This window comes from Pseudomonas sp. MEJ086, assembly GCF_030209025.1.
GTDB lineage: Bacteria > Pseudomonadota > Gammaproteobacteria > Pseudomonadales > Pseudomonadaceae > Aquipseudomonas > Aquipseudomonas fulva_A.
The window spans coordinates 60,180-76,112 of the sequence record NZ_JARVSV010000021.1; the positions used below are offsets into that span (position 1 = coordinate 60,180).

Genomic DNA, 15,933 nt, shown 5'->3' on the forward strand with positions numbered 1-15,933 from the left:
TCGATCTGCTGCGCGTCGGCCCTGCCGCGTTAAAAACAGACTCGGAAGTCGTTTGCGATTAACGCACTTCAGTGCGGCCCCGAAGGGGCGAACGAAGTGAGTCATGCTCATGTACAAAAGTACACTCCGCTTCCTCGTCTGTTTTTGCGGGGCCGCCTAGGCATTGTAGGGCTCCAGCTCGCAAGATCGTGCACAGGTTTTTAGGGGGCGTCACGCTCGATCCAATCGTAGCGGATGGCGACGGTCACTTCGAAGCTTTCGGCAATCACCGCAGCGCGGCGTTCCGCGCTGGCGCGCCAGCCATGGGGTGTCATCGCCAGGAGGTCGGCCCGCGCCTCTGGCGTGGCGAGCAGCAGCGGGAAGCTCAGGGTTTCGCTGTGCGCCAGGTGCATGCCCGGCGGGATCAGCTCGAGGTGTTTCTGGTCATCGTAGTCGCGCACCTCATCGTAGAGCTGCTGACGAAGCTCTATCAGGTGGTCGCGAGTCGGCCCCATGCGCAGCAGGCCGCCACCGGGGGCGAGCAGGCGTTTGGCCTCCTGCCAGTCCAGTGGGCTGAATACGCTGGCCAGCAACTGACAGCTGGCGTCGGCCAGCGGCACGCGGGCCATGCTGGCGATCAACCAGCTCAACTGGGGGGCACGCTTGCAGGCACGCTTCACCGCTTCACGGGAGATATCCAGGGCATAACCATCGGCCTCTGGCAGCGCCGCGGCGATCTGCGCGGTGTAATAACCTTCGCCGCAACCGATATCCAGCCACCGCTGCGGGCCGTAACCGGCTGCCAGCTGTGCCAGTCTGGCGGCCAGCGGCGCGTAGTGACCGCCATCGAGAAAGCGTCGGCGTGCCTCGACCATGGCGGCATTGTCGCCCGGGTCACGGCTGTTCTTGTGCTGTACCGGCAGCAGGTTGAGGTAACCCTGGCGCGCACGGTCGAAGCGGTGGTTGGCCGGGCAGGCCACGCCGTTGTCGACGGCCTGCAGCGGTGCCTGGCAGATCGGGCAGCTGAGCATCAGGCGAGCAGCTTGACCAGAGTCTGGTAGTAGATCTCGGTGAGTACATCGAGATCGCTGGCCAGTACCCGTTCATTGACCTGGTGAATGGTCGCGTTGACCGGGCCGAGCTCGACCACCTGGGTGCCCAGGGTGGCGATGAAGCGCCCATCGGACGTGCCGCCGCTGGTGCTTGGCGTGGTTTCGCGACCGGTCACGCTACGGATGCTGGCGCTGACCGCATCGAGCAGGGCGCCGGGCTCGGTGAGGAATGGCAGGCCCGACAGCGCCCATTCGATGTGATAGTCCAGGCCGTGCTTGTCGAAGATGGCGTTGACCCGTTGCTGCAGGCCTTCGACGGTCGATTCGGTGGAGAAACGGAAGTTGAACACCGCGCTCAGCTCGCCAGGAATGACGTTGGTCGCACCGGTGCCGGCATTCAGATTGGAAACCTGGAAACTGGTCGGCGGGAAGAACGCATTGCCGTCGTCCCAGTGCTCGGCGGCCAGTTCGGCCAGGGCCGGGGCGGCCAGGTGAATCGGGTTCTTCGCCAGGTGCGGGTAGGCCACGTGGCCCTGGATCCCGCGTACGGTGAGGGTCGCCCCCAGGGAGCCACGGCGGCCGTTCTTCACCACGTCGCCGACCAGCGACGTGCTCGACGGTTCGCCAACGATGCACCAGTCGAGGCGCTCGTTGCGCGCGGCCAGTCGCTCGACCACGGCCTTGGTGCCATGGTGGGCGGGGCCTTCTTCGTCGCTGGTGATCAGAAAGGTGATACGGCCCTTGTGGTTCGGGTGCTCGGCGACGAAGCGCTCGACGGCGATGATCATCGACGCCAGGCTGCCCTTCATGTCGGCGGCGCCACGGCCGCAGAGCATGCCCTGCTCGTCGATCAGCGCTTCGAACGGGCCGTGCTGCCAGGCCTGCACCGGGCCGGTGGGCACCACGTCGGTGTGGCCGGCGAAGCACAGCACCGGACCGTCCTGGCTGCCATGGCTCGCCCAGAAGTTGTCCACGTCCTCGATGCGCATCGCTTCGATGGCAAAACCCAGGGCCGCGAGACGACGCATCATCAGCTCCTGGCAGCCTTCATCCAGTGGCGTGACGGATGGCCGGCGAATCAGATCGCAGGCGAGCTCGAGGGTGGGGGACAGGGCCGTCATGGGAACTCCGGTAAAGTAATGCTCGTAAAGCAGTGCAGGGCGGGAAGGGCGCATAGCTTAAAGCAAAACGCGCCTGCCTCGTAGGCGTTCGGCCTTTTCGCGCAGGATGTAAAGGCTCCAGGGTGTTCGTGCGGTTGCCGCTCACCAGCCTGAAAAAGAAAACGGCGGCCAATTGGCCGCCGTCGTCGTGTCGCTCACCGGTATCAGGCGTTTTCGGCCTCGCTCTGCACCACGGGAATCTCCAGCGGTTTGGGCTGCGAGGAAAGCAGTGCCATGATCAGCGCGGCCAGGTAAGGCAACGACTGCACCAGCAGCATGACCACCCAGAACTTCACGTCGTAGCTGGGCAGGCCCTGAACGATGGCGATACCCAGCGCGCCGCCCCACAGCAGGAGCATGATGAAGACTTCTTCGCGAGCTTCCGCAAGGGCCACCATCAGGCCATGGCTGGAGCGCATCTTCGGCGTACGGAAGAACGGGATGCTCTTGGTGAAGGCCCCGTACAGCACCGCCTTGGCGATGGTGTGCGACAGCGCCAGCCCGGCCACCGCCGCGCAGGCCGCATCCTTGAGGTTGACCCCCACTGCCCGCTGATACAGGAAGATGATCTTGCCGACCTTGAACAGGAACAGGGCCAGGGGCGGAATCGCGAAGATCAGCAGCGGTGGGTCGACCCGTTGCGGCACGATGATCATCGCTGCCGACCAGAGCAGGGCGCCCGCGGTGAAGAAGATGTTCAGGCCATCGGCGACCCACGGCAGCCAGCCCGCGACGAAGTGATAACGCTGGCCGCGCTTGAGTTCGCTGCCTTTGCCAGCAAGCAGTTCGCGGGCGTGCCCCTTCATGATCTGAATGGCGCCGTAGGCCCAGCGGAAGCGCTGCTTCTTGTAGTCGATGAAGGTATCCGGCATCAGCCCCTTGCCGAAGCTGTCATGGGCATAGGCGGCCGAATAGCCTTTCTCGAACACGCGCAGGCCGAGCTCGGCGTCTTCGCAGATGGTCCAGTCGGCCCACTTCAGTTCGTCCATCACGGTGCGGCGAATCATGGTCATGGTGCCGTGCTGGATGATCGCGTTGCGGTCGTTGCGGGTCACCATGCCGATGTGGAAGAAGCCCTTGTACTCGGCGTAGCAGAGCTTCTTGAAGGTGCTTTCCTCACCGTCGCGATAGTCCTGCGGCGATTGCACCACGGCGATCGACGGATCGGCGAAGTGCGGCACCATGTGCTTGAGCCAGTTGCGGTCGACGCAGTAGTCGGAGTCGATCACCGCGACCACTTCGGCATCCGGCGCGGTGTGCGGCAGGATGTAGTTCAGCGCGCCGCCCTTGAAGCCGTGCAGCGGCGCCACGTGGAAGAAGCGGAAGCGTGGGCCGAGCTCTTCGCAATAGTCGCGCACCGGCTCCCACACCGCGGGATCCTTGGTGTTGTTGTCGATGATCAGGACTTCGAAGTCCGGATAGTCGAGGTTGGCCAGGGCATCCAGGGTCTGTTTGACCATCTCCGGCGGCTCGTTGTAGCACGGCACGTGGATCGACACCTTGGGGCGGTAATCGCTGTCGCCGAGCACCGGCGTGAAGGGCCGCCGTCGTTGCGTCCACACCGTCTCGGCCAGTTCGTGGGCCTCGGTGAGCAGGACGATGAACACGCCGATGGCGCCAATGCCGAGCAGCAGCCCGACCAGCATGCTGAACCAGGTGCTGTACTGCTGGCTGTAGTCGTAGCCGATCCACACCAGTGCCGAGCCGCCAGCGAACGCGACGAAGGTCAGGAAGGTGCGCCCACGCTGGTGCAGGGCACTGCCGTCGATGAGCATCAAGGCCAGGGAAAGCAGCGCCATGACCACCGAGGCAACCGCCAGCAAGCGCCATTGCGGAATGGCCACGACCGGCCCTTCGAAGTTGAATTTGGGATTGCGGTCGAGGTTGTAGACGCCCCAGTAGGCGCCCACGGAACCTTCGTCACCGGCTTTCCACGGCTGGTCGAACGCCTCGATCACGAAGTAGTTGTAGCCTTGGGCGTTCAGCGTGGTGACCAGGGTCCGCAGGTAGATGGCCTGGTCCGCCTGGGTCGCTTCGGCGCCACCGCGCACGCGGCCATTGCTCGGCCAGCCGACCTCGGAGAGCAGCAGTGGTTTTTTCGGGAACAGCTTCTTCAGGTCACGGGCGCGATCGAGGGTGAACTGCGTGGAATCCTGCATGCGCATGAATTCCCAATACGGCAGCACGTGGGCCGCGATCAGGTCCGCGTGGTCGGCCAGCTCCGGGTACTCCTCCCAGATGTGCCACTGCTCGGAGGTGGTGACCGGCACCTTGACCGCCGAGCGCACCCGATCCATGTAGGCGGTCAGCTGCTTGACGGTAACCTCGCGGCGGAACAACGCCTCGTTGCCGACCACTACGCGCACGACGCTGCGCGAGGTATTGGCGATCTCGATGGCCTTGGTGATTTCGCGCTCGTTGCGCTCCTCGTCAGGGCTGATCCACACCCCCAGCGTCACGCGCAGGCCGAACTCCTCGGCGAGCAGTGGAATTTTGTCCAGGGCATCATCCACCGAATAGGTTCGGATGCTGTCGGTCTGCTTGGAAAGCAGTTCGAGATCCGTGCGCATTTCCTGGTCGCTCGGGTAGACGCCCGTTTGCGGGTTCTGCCCCTGGCGGAATGGTGAGTAGGAATAACCGGAAATCTGCTCGGGCCAGTCCGGCGCGGTGACCGGGCGGTTGTAGAGCGCCCAGATACCGGTGAACAGGGCGGCAATTGCCAGAAATACAACCAGATTGAGGACGAACTTGCGCGAAAGCATGCTGTGTCAGGTTCCGTAAGGTGGAACGGGGAGAAGACCGGCGAACGCCGATTGGCGCGCATGCTACTCCGTCGATGAATGACTGTATAGCACAGCCCTGAGTGCTTGCCTGAGCTGGCGTGTCAGCGTTTCCAGCGGCTCTTGGCGCTGCTGCGCGATGCCTGCCCGATGGTGCTTGGGATGAGCGCCCAGGCTACCTATAATGCGCGCCCACCAAGAGGAGCCCGCATGTCGTTCGATGAGCAACGTTTCGCCGGAATTGCCCGGTTGTATGGCCGTGAAGGCGCAGAGCGGCTGGCTGCTGCCCACGTGGCGGTGGTCGGTATCGGCGGCGTCGGCTCCTGGGTGGCCGAGGCGCTGGCGCGCTCCGGGGTGGGCGAGATTTCCCTGTTCGACCTGGATGATGTCTGCGTCAGCAACACCAACCGGCAGGCCCATGCCCTGCAGGGCCAGGTCGGCCGCGCCAAGGTCGAGGTGATGGCCGAGCGTCTGCGGGCCATCAACCCGGCCTGCGTGGTGCATGAGGTGGCCGACTTCGTGACCCGTGACACCATGGCCGATTACATCACCGTCGAGCTCGACGCGGTGGTCGACTGCATCGATAGCGTGGCAGCCAAGGCGGCGCTGATCGCCTGGTGCAAGCGCCGCAAGATCGCCATTGTCACCACCGGTGGTGCGGGGGGGCAGATCGATCCGAGTCAGGTTCAGGTCGGGGATCTGAACAAGACCTTCAATGATCCGCTGGCAGCCAAGGTGCGTTCTACGTTGCGCCGCGATTACGGCTTCTCCCGTACGCCGGGGCGCAACTACAGCGTGCCCTGTGTGTTCTCCACCGAGCAGTTGCGTTACCCCGGCGCCGATGGTGGGATTTGCCTGAGCAAGGCCTTCGTCGGCGACGGCGTGAAGCTCGACTGCGCCGGTGGCTTCGGCGCGGTGATGATGGTGACCGCCACCTTCGGCATGGTCGCCGCCGCCCGTATCGTCGATCGCCTTGTCGCCGGAGCACGGCGGCCTTCCGAACGGCCCGTGGCGAACGCCTAAGTCGGCTCGATCAACTGGCGCATCTGGCGCACCACCGCGTTCATGCCATTGGCGCGCGAAGGTGAGAGCTGTCGGGACAGACCAAGGCTGTCGAACCACTCGGCGATATTCAGGCTTGCCAGTTCGTCGGCGCTCAAGCCATCGACGCGAGCCAGCAACACGGCCAGCAGGCCGCGGATGAGGCGGGCATCGCTGCTGGCGCGGAAGTGCCAATGGCCGTCGCGGATTTCGCCACTCAGCCACACCTGACTTTCACAGCCGTGCACACGATCGGCATCGCGCCGCTCGGTCAAGGGTTCCAGACGCTCGCCCCACTGCATCAGCAGGCGTGCACGCTGCTCCCAGCCGGAACATGCGCTGAACGCGTCGAAGGCTTCACGGGCATGGTCGGGCAGGCTCACCGCAGCAGCTCCAGCGCCTTGTCCAGCGCGGCGAAGAAGCGCTGCAGATCGCTTTCGTCGTTGTACAGGGCGAGGGACACGCGGATCGCGCCGTTCACCCCCAGCCGTTGCAGCAGCGGCATCGCGCAATGATGGCCGACCCGTACGGCGATGCCTTGCTCGGTGAGCAGGTGGGCAAGGTCGCCGCTGTGCACGCCGTCTACGGTAAAGCAGGCCAGCGCCGTTTCCGGCTCGCCGAGCAGGCGCAGGCCCGCGTAGCCGTGCAGGCCGGCCAGCAGCATGCGGTGCAACGCGGCTTCGTGGTTGCCGATGGCTTGGGCATCGAGGCTGCCGAGGTAATCCAGGGCCGCGCCAAAGGCGATGACTCCGGCTACCGGTGGCGTACCGGCTTCCAGGCCGAGCGGCGCGTCGCGAAAGGTCGAGGCGAGATAACCCGCCTGCTGCACCATCTCACCGCCGAACTGCCAATGCTGCAGGCGCTGCAGTGCGCCGCGCCGGCCATAGAGCAGGCCGACGCCATCCGGGCCATACAGCTTGTGGCTGGAGCAGACGTAAAAGTCGCAGCCCAGTGCCTGCATGTCCTGGCGGCCATGTACGATAGCCTGGGCACCGTCCACGACCGTCAGGGCGCCGCCGTCGCGAGCCTGCTGGATCAGCGTGTGCAGCGCCTGCCTGCGGCCCAGCACGTTGGACAGTTGGCTGACGGCGAGTAGCCGGGTGCGCGGCCCGATGAGGGTGGTCGCCTGCTGCAGGTCGATATCGCCCTGGGGCGTCAGTGGCAACACCACCAGCTTCAGGGACCTGCGCGCTGCCAACTGCTGCCAGGGAAGCAGGTTGGCATGGTGCTCGGCGGCGCTGACGACGATCTCGTCGCCAGCCGCGAACAGGTGTTCCAGCCCATAGGCGAGCAGGTTGAGGGATTCCGTGGCGCCGCGGGTGAAGACGATGTCCTCGCGGTCGGCGGCATTCAGCCAGCGCGCAGCCTTGTCGCGGGTTGCCTCGAAGGCCCGGGTGGCGCGCTCGCCGGGCAGGTGCTGGGCGCGGTGCACATTGGCGGCTCCGCCGGCGTAGTAGGCCAGCAAGGCATCCAGTACCGTCTGCGGTTTCTGCGCCGTGGCAGCGCTGTCGAGGTAGGTCTGGCCTTCGCGGTCGAGGGCCAGCAGGCCGGGAAAATCGGCGCGCCAGGGGGAAATCAGGGTCATCCGGATCTCGTAACGCTAAATGTGAAAACGGGCTGTGCCCGCGAAGACCGATAGTCTAACGCGCACACAGCCCGCTCGGGCGAAGCCTGGGCTCAGTTGTGAGCGTGCAGGGCTTCGTTCAGCTCGATGGCCGACTTGTTGGTCTTGCACTCCACCGCGCCAGTTTGCGAGTTGCGACGGAACAGCAGGTCGGCCTGACCCGCCAGGTCACGACCCTTGACCACCTTGACCAGGTTGTTCTGGTCGTCGAGCAGGGCGATCTTGGTGCCAGCGGTCACGTACAGGCCGGCTTCGACGATGTTGCGGTCGCCCAATGGGATGCCGATGCCAGCGTTGGCGCCGATCAGGCAGCCTTCACCCACGGAGATGACGATGTTGCCGCCACCGGACAGGGTGCCCATGGTCGAGCAGCCGCCGCCCAGATCCGACCCCTTGCCGACGAATACGCCAGCGGAAACGCGGCCTTCGATCATGCCGGGGCCAGCGGTGCCGGCGTTGAAGTTGACGAAACCTTCGTGCATCACGGTGGTGCCTTCACCGATGTAGGCGCCCAGGCGGATACGTGCGCTGTCGGCGATACGTACGCCGGTGGGTACCACGTAGTCGGTCATTTTCGGGAACTTGTCCACCGAGAAGACTTCCAGCAGGTCGCCTTTCAGGCGCGCTTCCAGCTGGCGCTCGGTCAGCTCGAGCAGATCCACGGCACCCTGGCTGGTCCAGGCAACGTTGGGCAGCAGCGGGAAGATGCCGGTCAGGTTCAGGCCGTGGGGCTTGACCAGGCGATGGGACAGCAGGTGCAGCTTGAGGTAAGCCTCGGGGGTGCTGGTCAGGGCGGCATCTTCGGCCAGCAGGGTGGCGACCAGCGGCTTGGCGCTTTCCGCCAGGCGGGTGAGCAGGGCGCTCTGTACCGCGTCGATGTGTTTCAGGGCACTGGCCAGTTCACCGGCCTGCTGGTTGGTCAGCGCGATGGCCTGGTTGCCGCCGCTGTAGCCGAGCTTCTCGGTGACCTTGGCGACCAGTTCGGCGCTCGGGTTGAGCAGGGGCTGTGCGTAGAACACTTCCAGCCAGGTGCTTTGACGGTTTTGGGTGCCGACCCCGAAGGCCAGGCTGAACAGGGTGTTGGACATGGGCTTTTCCTTGCAACGAATTCGATTGAGGTGACTATCAGGCCAGTTCGGCGGCATAGCGCTCGGGTTTGAAGCCGACCAGCCTACGCGTGCCCAGATCCAGCACGGGGCGCTTGATCATCGACGGTTGGGCCAGCATCAGTTCGATGGCCTTGGCCTGATCGAGATCGCTCTTCTGGGCGTCGTCGAGTTTGCGGAACGTGGTACCGGCGCGGTTGAGGATGGTTTCCCAGCCGTGCTCGTCACACCACTTCTGCAGGTTGCCGCGGTCGATGCCGGCGGTCTTGTAATCGTGAAACTGGTAAGCGATACCTTGCTCGTCGAGCCAGGTGCGGGCCTTCTTCATGGTGTCGCAGGCCTTGATCCCATAAAGGACGTTACTCATTGATTTCCCTCGGAAGGATTCCACTCGTCGAATCCTCCTCAATACCTTGTTAATACCGAGCGGTGGATTATGCCACGTCGACTCGCCTTGCGGCGCTGTCAGGGCACAAGTCGGTCCGCACGCGTCGTACGACGCGTTAGAATGCAGGGCCCATGCGAGCCATGCGGTCTTGTTCGTAAAGGATTTCCCCCGCCATGCAGCTTCTCTACACCATCCTGATCATGTTGCTGGTGGTCAGCGGCACCCGTATCAGCGCCCAGTTCATTCCGCTGCCACTGCCGATCCTGCAGATTCTCATCGGTGCACTGCTGGCGATACCGGTACTGGGGCTGCATGTACGGCTGGACCCCGAGCTGTTCCTCCTGCTGTTCATCCCGCCGCTGTTGTTCGTCGACGGCTGGCGCATGCCCAAGGGGCAGTTTCGCAAGCTGCGTACACCGATCCTGTTTCTGGCTTTCGCTCTGGTGTTCTTCACCATTGTGGGTGCGGGTTATTTCATTCATTGGTTGCTGCCTCAGGTGCCACTGGCGGCTTGCTTCGCGCTGGCGGCAGTGCTGTCGCCAACCGATGCAGTGGCGGTGTCGGCGATCGCTCACGGTCGCCTGCCAGGCACCCTGAACAACCTGCTGCAAGGCGAGGCGCTGATGAACGACGCCTCGGGCCTGGTGGCCTTCAAGTTCGCCGTGGCGGCGACCCTGACCGGGGTGTTTTCCCTGGGCGACGCCAGCCTGCAGTTCGTCCTGGTGGCCGTCGGCGGGCTGCTGATCGGTATGGCGCTGAGCTACCTGCTGGGCCGCTTGCGGGCCTGGATGATCGCCCGTGGCTGGGAGGAGCCGGCGCCCCACGTGCTGCTGATGCTGTTGCTGCCTTTCGCCGCCTACGTAGCCGCCGAGCATCTGGGACTGTCGGGCATTCTTTCGGCGGTTGCCGCCGGCATGATGCAGAGCCGTCTCGATCTGCTGCCACGGCAGACCACCACACGCCTGCTCAATCGCGGTGTGTGGGCGATGCTCGAATTCACCTTCAACGGCCTGATCTTCCTGCTGCTTGGTCTGCAGTTGCCGGACATCATCAAGGCGGTCATCGGTGATCACGCCGACGCCTGGCAACTGCTGTTGCCGGCGTTGGGCTATGTGCTGGCGGTGTACGGGGTGCTGATGGCGCTGCGTTTCGTCTGGGTCTACAGCTACTGGCGTACCTCGGGCATGCTGCGGCGCTGGCGCGGCAAGTCGACCCGTTTCGCCGGGCAGTCGCGCCTGGCCCTGACGGCCGTACTGACCCTGGGGGGCGTACGGGGCGCGGTGACGCTGGCCGGCGTGATGTCGTTGCCACTGTTGCTCAACAATGGCCAGGCGTTTCCCGAGCGCGACCTGCTGATCCTGATCGCCGCGGGTGTGATCCTGGTGTCGCTGCTGGTCGCCAGCGTGGCATTGCCGAGTCTGCTGCCGCTGCTGCCCCAGGACAACGTGGCGCGCCAGGAGGGCGAGCTCAATCGGCACCGCGCTCAGGTGCTGCAGGCGGCCATTCGCTGCCTGGAGGCCGACGATGAAAAGGCCTCGGATACCGACGGTGCGATCGCCGCGGCCGAAATCCGCGCCAAGCTGATGAGCGAGTACCGCGACCTGCTCGAGCGCACCCGTACGCGCCGTGCCGAGGAGTCGCGTGACTATCAGCGTCAGGCCGACCAGCTGGAGTACCGCATGCGTCTGCATGCACTGCGCACCCAGCGTCTGGAGCTGTACCGGATGCGCAAGGAGAACCAGTTGGACGATGACATGCTGGCGGAAATTCTTCGCGACCTGGATAACGCCGAGGCGCGTCTGCTCAAGGGTTAGGGTTGGTAATGCTTCAGCTCCCGGGCTATCAGCAGACGCTGGATCTCGCTGGCGCCCTCGTAGATCTGCGTGATGCGCGCATCCCGGTAGTAACGCTGCACCGGGAAGTCCTCCAGGTAGCCGTAGCCGCCATGCACCTGCAGCGCCTTCGAACACACGCGCTCGGCCATTTCCGAGGCGAACAGCTTGGCCTGGGAGGCTTCCGACAGGCACGCCTGACCGGCACTGCGCAGGCGGGCGGCATGCAGGGTCAGCAGGCGTGCGGCGTTGATCTGGGTGTGCATGTCGGCGAGCAGGTTGGCGATGCTCTGATGCTCGCCAATGGGCTTGTCGAACTGCACCCTTTCACGGGAGTAGAGCAGCGCCGCCTCGAAGGCTGCGCGGGCGATACCCACCGCCTGGGCGGCAATGCCGATGCGCCCGCCCTCGAGATTGGACAAGGCGATACCCAGCCCCTTGCCGCGCTCGCCGAGCAGATTGCTGGCGGGGATGCGGCAGTTCTCCAGGGCGATGGCGCAGGTATCCGAAGCGCGAATGCCCATCTTGTGTTCACTGCGTTCGATGCGAAAGCCGGGGGTGTTGGTCGGCACCAGAAAGGCGGAAATGCCCTGCTTGCCAAGCGCGGCATCGGTAACCGCGAAGACGATGGCCAGACCGGCGCGGCGGCCATTGGTGACGAACTGCTTGGCGCCATCGAGGACCCAGTGGCCGTCGCGCAGTTCGGCACGGGTACGCAGGTTGTGGGCTTCGGAACCCGCCTGGGGTTCGGTCAGGCAGAAGCAGCCGATCACTGCGCCGTTGGCCAGGCGCGGCAGCCATTCGTTCTTCTGGGCGTCGTTGCCATGGTTGAGCAGCGGGCCGCAGCCCACCGAGTTGTGCACGCTCATCAGGGTGCCGGTGGCGGCATCGGCGGCTGAGACTTCCTCGATGGCCAGGGCGTAGGCCACATAGTCGAGGTAGCTGCCGCCCCAGGTATCCGGGACGACCATTCCCAGCAGACCCATTTCGCCCATCTGGGCCACTACCGCGTCATCGATCCAGCCGGCCTTTTCCCATGCTTCGGCGTGGGGGGCGATGGCGCGCCGGGCGAACTGCCGGGTGCAGTCGCGGATCATGCGTTGTTCGTCGTCCAGTTCGATGTCGTGCATAGCGACCTCTCTATTGTCATTGACCCGCGCCGGATCACGGCGAGCGGGCAGGTGCGGCCCTCACGGATCACGTGGCTGGCCTGACTACAGGGTCGCCCAGGAACGGGCTAATCGCAAACGCCGGAGTGCGCGCGGTGACGGTCGTCACGGCGCTGTAGGGGCTGCTGACGTTTCGACGCGGCCTCGCGTGAAACGTCAACAGGCCCTGGCGCTCAGTTCTGCTGGCGCAGTTGGTCGAGCAGGTTGCTGTCCGGGTAGCCATCGGCTGGCCAGCCCAGGTGCAGCTGGAAGGCACGGATCGCCTTGCGGGTGTTGGCGCCGATGATGCCATCGGCATGACCGGAATCGAAACCACGGGCGCTCAGGCGCTCCTGTAGCTCGACACGCTCGCTGCGACCCAACTGCCGATCGCCTTCCGGCCAGGTGCCTTGCACGCCACCGCCGCCACGCAGGCTGTCGGACAGCAGCCCGATCGCCAGCGCGTAGGAGGTGGAGTTGTTGTAGCGCAGGATGCTGCGGAAGTTACCCATCAGCAGGAATGCCGGGCCACGGTGGCCTGCGGGCAGCAGCAAGGTGGCGCTGGCGTCGTCACGAGGCGTGTTCAACGGTTGGCTCACCGGGTGAATGCCCAGGGCACGCCATTCGCTGAGGCTGCGGCGTACTTCCGGGTCGGCCAGGGCGTAGTCGAAGCCCTGCGGCAGCTCGACCTCGAAGCCCCAAGGCTGACGCAGTTGCCAGTTGGAGCCTTGCAGGTAGTGAGCCGCCGAGGCCAGCGCATCGGCCGAGGACGTCCACACGTCGCGCTTGCCGTCACCGTCGAAATCCACCGCGTGTTCGTTGTAGGTGGTGGGCATGAACTGGGTCTGCCCCATGGCTCCGGCCCAGGAGCCGACCAGGCTTTCCGGGGCGATGTCGCCGTGTTGGAGAATCTGCAGCACGGCCAGCAACTGGCTGCGCCAGAACGCCTGACGTCGCCCCTCATAGGCCAGCGTGGCCAGGGAGCGCACCACGTTGTGGCTGCCGATGTTGCTGCCGAAGTTGCTTTCCATGCCCCAGATGGCGACCAGGGTCTCTGCGTCGACGCCATAGCGCTGCTCGATCTGATTGAGCAGGGCACGGTTTTGCGTCAGCAGGATACGACCGCGAGCGACACGGCTGGGGGAGACGGCACCGTTGAGGTACTCCCACACCGGGCGGCTGAATTCGGGTTGGCTGCTGTCGGCCTTGACCACGTCCGGGTTCGGCACGACGCCAGCGAAGGCACGGTCGAACAGGGTCGGGCTGATGCCGGCGGCGATCGCGTCGCTGCGCAACAGGTCACGCCATTGTTCGAAGCTCAACTGCTCCTGAACGGGCTGGGTGAATGCGGCGTTGGTCGGGGTATTGCCCTGCGTAGCGCTCGGGGTGGCCAGGGGCTGGGCAGGGGCATCGGCACAGGCCGTGAGCAAAAGCAGGAAGCTGGCCGCAGCGGTGGCAGGCAGGCCGCGAATGAACAGGTTGGGCATGGTCATCTCAACACGTTTTGCAGGCGACCACCTTAGCACGGATGAGCGGTAATGCGGGCTGTGCGAGTGGTCAGGCCGCCTTTTTCGACAGCCCCAGAAACGAAAAAGCCTCCCAGTTCTGCTGGGAGGCTTGGCGGCGGTAGCTGCCTTTTCCTTTGCCGGGGCGTTCCTGGCGTGAGCGGAACAGCGGCTGGGCGATGATGGATTTGGCCTTGTTCGGGCGTGCTTTCTTGCACATGGCAGGTCCTCGATCAGTGCTCGCGCCGGTGCGAGCGGCAGCAATGATGCGCCGCTGCGGGAGCCATGTCCATACGCGCTGGAGGCTTCAGGTGCCGAGCTTGAGACGCTGGCCGGCCATCATCAGCACCAGGCGCGACAGGCTCGCCCACGGATCGCCCGCCGCCTGGCCCTTGACCTGGGCATCGATCTGCTGGGCATCCATCAGCAGCGCATTCCAGCGTGCCGGCGAGTGACGTTGCAGGGCTTTGCTCACCAGCGGTCGACGCTTGTCCCAGACCGGCGGGCGGGCCGAGGCGAAGGCCTTGTCCAGCGGGATGCCCTGGCTGAACTGGTAGGACAGGTTGGCCAGCTGGCGCAGCTCGCGGGCCAGCATCACCACGATGAACAGCGATTCCTGGCCTTCGCCACGCAAGCCATCGAGCATGCGCAGGGCATGGGCGGCTTCGCCATTGAGGATGGCATCGATCAGGCCGAAAACGTCATAGCGGGCACTGTCGGCTACGGCCGCCTGAACGGTGCCAGCATCGATCTGCTGGCCATCGGCGAGCAGCTTGAGTTTCTCGATTTCCTGGGCGGCGGCCAGCAGGTTGCCTTCTACCCGGGCGGCGATCAGGTCCACCGCGTCGGCAGTGGCATTCATGCCCGACTGGGCCAGGCGCTGACGAATCCATTGCGGCAACTGGTTGGCGTCCACCGGCCAGATCTGCACGAACTGGCAGTGCGGGCCATCGATCAGAGCCTTGGCCCACTTGGTCTTCTGCGCGCTGCCATCGAGTTTGGGCAGGCTGATCAGCAGCAGGGTGTCTTCCGGCGGCCGGCCAAGATACTCGATGATCACTGCAGCACCCTTGTCGCCTGGCTTGCCATTGGGAATGCGCAGTTCGATGACGCGCTTGTCGGCGAACAGCGACATGCTGGCGCCGGCTTCATAGAGCATGCCCCAGTCGAAGTTGGCCTCGGCGTGAAACACCTCGCGCTCGGTGAAGCCTTGAGCACGACTGGCACTGCGGATGGCATCGGTGGCTTCCTGGCAGAGCAGCGCTTCGTCGCCGCAGACCACGTAGACCGGAGCCAGGGAACCCTGAAGGTGTTTGCCGAGTTGGGCGGGGGGGAGTTTCATGAGTTTCTAAACCTAAGGGCCGAAGGAGCGACCCCATCCGTCTTGGAGCCGGGGCCCGATTTTCGACGAGCCTTCACGCGCACTGGCAGCGCAATGGCTAAAGCAGCCGTTCGCCGATCCACTGTGGGAGCGCGCCATGCGCGCGAAAAATCGCGGGCATGGCCCGCTCCCACAGATACTGCGCCGATGAGCGCTTGCGCCTTATTGCCGTCGATCCATAGGGATACGGGTTCTCTTTGCCAAGTACACCAAGATCGCGAACAAGGTTCTTACTGCACCGGCAGTTCGATGGGCGACTGCTGCGGCTGTGCGGCTTCGCGTTGGCGTGCAGCTTCCAGGGCTTCGGCTTCAGCCTTGGCCTTGGCTTCAGCGGTTTGCTGCAGTGCGTCGAGCTGCTCCGGAGTGATCTGCTGCAGGCGCTGGGCCAGTTGCTGTACCAGGTCACGACGCATCTCGGTGCGCAGTTGCGCCGATTCCTGATCGTTGCTGATCAGGTTGTTGGAGTCCTGCACGTAATAGGTTTGCACTTCGAGCTGGTTGCTCAGCAGCAACAGATCCTTGGCACCGCGAATCTCGTAGTTCAGGGTCATGGTGCGCTCGTACTCGGCGCTGCGCGCGGAGCTGGTGTAGCTGGCGGAGCGCTGTCTTTCCTGTTCGTTGGCCAGGTACAGCTTGTAGGCGGCCCCCGGGAACACGCGCACGCCGTTGTTCTCCAGCACTTCGCGTACGTCACGTACGGTATCGCCGTAGCTGTCCCGGGCGCTGACCTCCAGCTCCTTCAGGGCGAACTGCACGTCACCGGTGCCGCGCAGCTGGAAGCCGCATGCGCCGAGCAGGCCAGCCAGACCGATTACCAACAGATTGCGCTTGATCATCTCGTTATCCCCTTGTCCCGCCGGCTCCGCTGGCCAGCATGGGCAGGCACGGGTGCCTGCGTTGCCGATACGTTGACCCGGTGCCGGCAGCATGCCGACAC

Annotated in this window: 14 protein-coding genes; 2 read left to right on the forward strand and 12 right to left on the reverse strand. The window is 64.7% G+C overall.

Annotation, left to right across the window (positions count from 1 at the left end):
• Positions 1–200: 200 nt before the first annotated feature.
• The 3 genes from QRN22_RS13995 to QRN22_RS14005 all read right to left on the reverse strand — a co-directional run bounded on the left by QRN22_RS13995 (position 201) and on the right by QRN22_RS14005 (position 4,953).
• Positions 201–1,010, reverse strand: a complete 810-nt coding sequence (locus tag QRN22_RS13995; protein WP_042555133.1) for a putative RNA methyltransferase — start codon at positions 1,008–1,010, stop codon at positions 201–203.
• Complete coding sequence (gene dapE / locus QRN22_RS14000) at positions 1,010–2,152, reverse strand: succinyl-diaminopimelate desuccinylase (RefSeq protein ID WP_042555134.1); 1,143 nt, start codon at positions 2,150–2,152, stop codon at positions 1,010–1,012. The genes QRN22_RS13995 and dapE overlap by 1 nt, the downstream gene beginning before the upstream one ends.
• A 203-nt stretch (positions 2,153–2,355) precedes the next feature.
• Entirely contained in the window at positions 2,356–4,953 is a 2,598-nt protein-coding gene (locus QRN22_RS14005) for a glycosyltransferase (protein ID WP_042555135.1), read from the reverse strand.
• A gap of 228 nt (positions 4,954–5,181) precedes the next feature.
• On the opposite strand from QRN22_RS14005, the gene tcdA reads away from it, so the two are divergent.
• The gene (gene tcdA / locus QRN22_RS14010; RefSeq protein ID WP_042555136.1) at positions 5,182–5,994 is read left to right on the forward strand and encodes a tRNA cyclic N6-threonylcarbamoyladenosine(37) synthase TcdA; all 813 of its coding nucleotides are present in this window, start codon (positions 5,182–5,184) and stop codon (positions 5,992–5,994) included.
• Here the strand turns inward: tcdA and QRN22_RS14015 are convergent.
• From QRN22_RS14015 to QRN22_RS14030, 4 genes are all read right to left on the reverse strand, one after another.
• Positions 5,991–6,395, reverse strand: a complete 405-nt coding sequence (locus QRN22_RS14015) for a SufE family protein (RefSeq protein WP_042555137.1) — start codon at positions 6,393–6,395, stop codon at positions 5,991–5,993. The two genes, tcdA and QRN22_RS14015, sit on opposite strands and share 4 nt — an antisense overlap.
• Positions 6,392–7,597: an aminotransferase class V-fold PLP-dependent enzyme gene (locus tag QRN22_RS14020; RefSeq protein ID WP_042555138.1), complete on the reverse strand. Its 1,206-nt coding sequence runs from the start codon at positions 7,595–7,597 to the stop codon at positions 6,392–6,394. The genes QRN22_RS14015 and QRN22_RS14020 overlap by 4 nt, the downstream gene beginning before the upstream one ends.
• Before the next feature lie 92 nt (positions 7,598–7,689).
• Positions 7,690–8,724 carry a 2,3,4,5-tetrahydropyridine-2,6-dicarboxylate N-succinyltransferase gene (gene dapD / locus QRN22_RS14025; protein WP_042555139.1) on the reverse strand — a complete coding sequence of 345 codons (1,035 nt, stop codon included), beginning with the start codon at positions 8,722–8,724 and terminating at the stop codon, positions 7,690–7,692.
• 37 nt (positions 8,725–8,761) lie between these two features.
• Positions 8,762–9,109 (reverse strand): ArsC family reductase, encoded by a 348-nt coding sequence (locus QRN22_RS14030; protein ID WP_042555140.1) that lies wholly within the window; start codon positions 9,107–9,109, stop codon positions 8,762–8,764.
• Positions 9,110–9,303: 194 nt separating this feature from the next.
• Here QRN22_RS14030 and QRN22_RS14035 point away from each other — a divergent pair, with 194 nt between their 5' ends.
• The gene (locus tag QRN22_RS14035; RefSeq protein ID WP_042555141.1) at positions 9,304–10,944 is read left to right on the forward strand and encodes a Na+/H+ antiporter; all 1,641 of its coding nucleotides are present in this window, start codon (positions 9,304–9,306) and stop codon (positions 10,942–10,944) included.
• Here the strand turns inward: QRN22_RS14035 and QRN22_RS14040 are convergent.
• The 5 genes from QRN22_RS14040 to QRN22_RS14060 form a co-directional block, all read right to left on the reverse strand.
• Positions 10,941–12,092, reverse strand: a complete 1,152-nt coding sequence (locus tag QRN22_RS14040; RefSeq protein ID WP_042555142.1) for an acyl-CoA dehydrogenase family protein — start codon at positions 12,090–12,092, stop codon at positions 10,941–10,943. The two genes, QRN22_RS14035 and QRN22_RS14040, sit on opposite strands and share 4 nt — an antisense overlap.
• A 212-nt stretch (positions 12,093–12,304) precedes the next feature.
• Positions 12,305–13,597 (reverse strand): lytic murein transglycosylase, encoded by a 1,293-nt coding sequence (locus QRN22_RS14045; RefSeq protein ID WP_042555143.1) that lies wholly within the window; start codon positions 13,595–13,597, stop codon positions 12,305–12,307.
• A 70-nt stretch (positions 13,598–13,667) separates the two neighbouring features.
• On the reverse strand, positions 13,668–13,835 hold the full coding sequence (gene arfA / locus QRN22_RS14050; protein ID WP_042555144.1) for an alternative ribosome rescue factor ArfA: 168 nt from the start codon (positions 13,833–13,835) through the stop codon (positions 13,668–13,670).
• A gap of 87 nt (positions 13,836–13,922) precedes the next feature.
• Complete coding sequence (gene holA / locus QRN22_RS14055) at positions 13,923–14,957, reverse strand: DNA polymerase III subunit delta (protein WP_042555145.1); 1,035 nt, start codon at positions 14,955–14,957, stop codon at positions 13,923–13,925.
• A 269-nt stretch (positions 14,958–15,226) separates the two neighbouring features.
• Positions 15,227–15,832: an LPS-assembly lipoprotein LptE gene (locus QRN22_RS14060; protein ID WP_042555347.1), complete on the reverse strand. Its 606-nt coding sequence runs from the start codon at positions 15,830–15,832 to the stop codon at positions 15,227–15,229.
• Positions 15,833–15,933 lie beyond the last annotated feature (101 nt).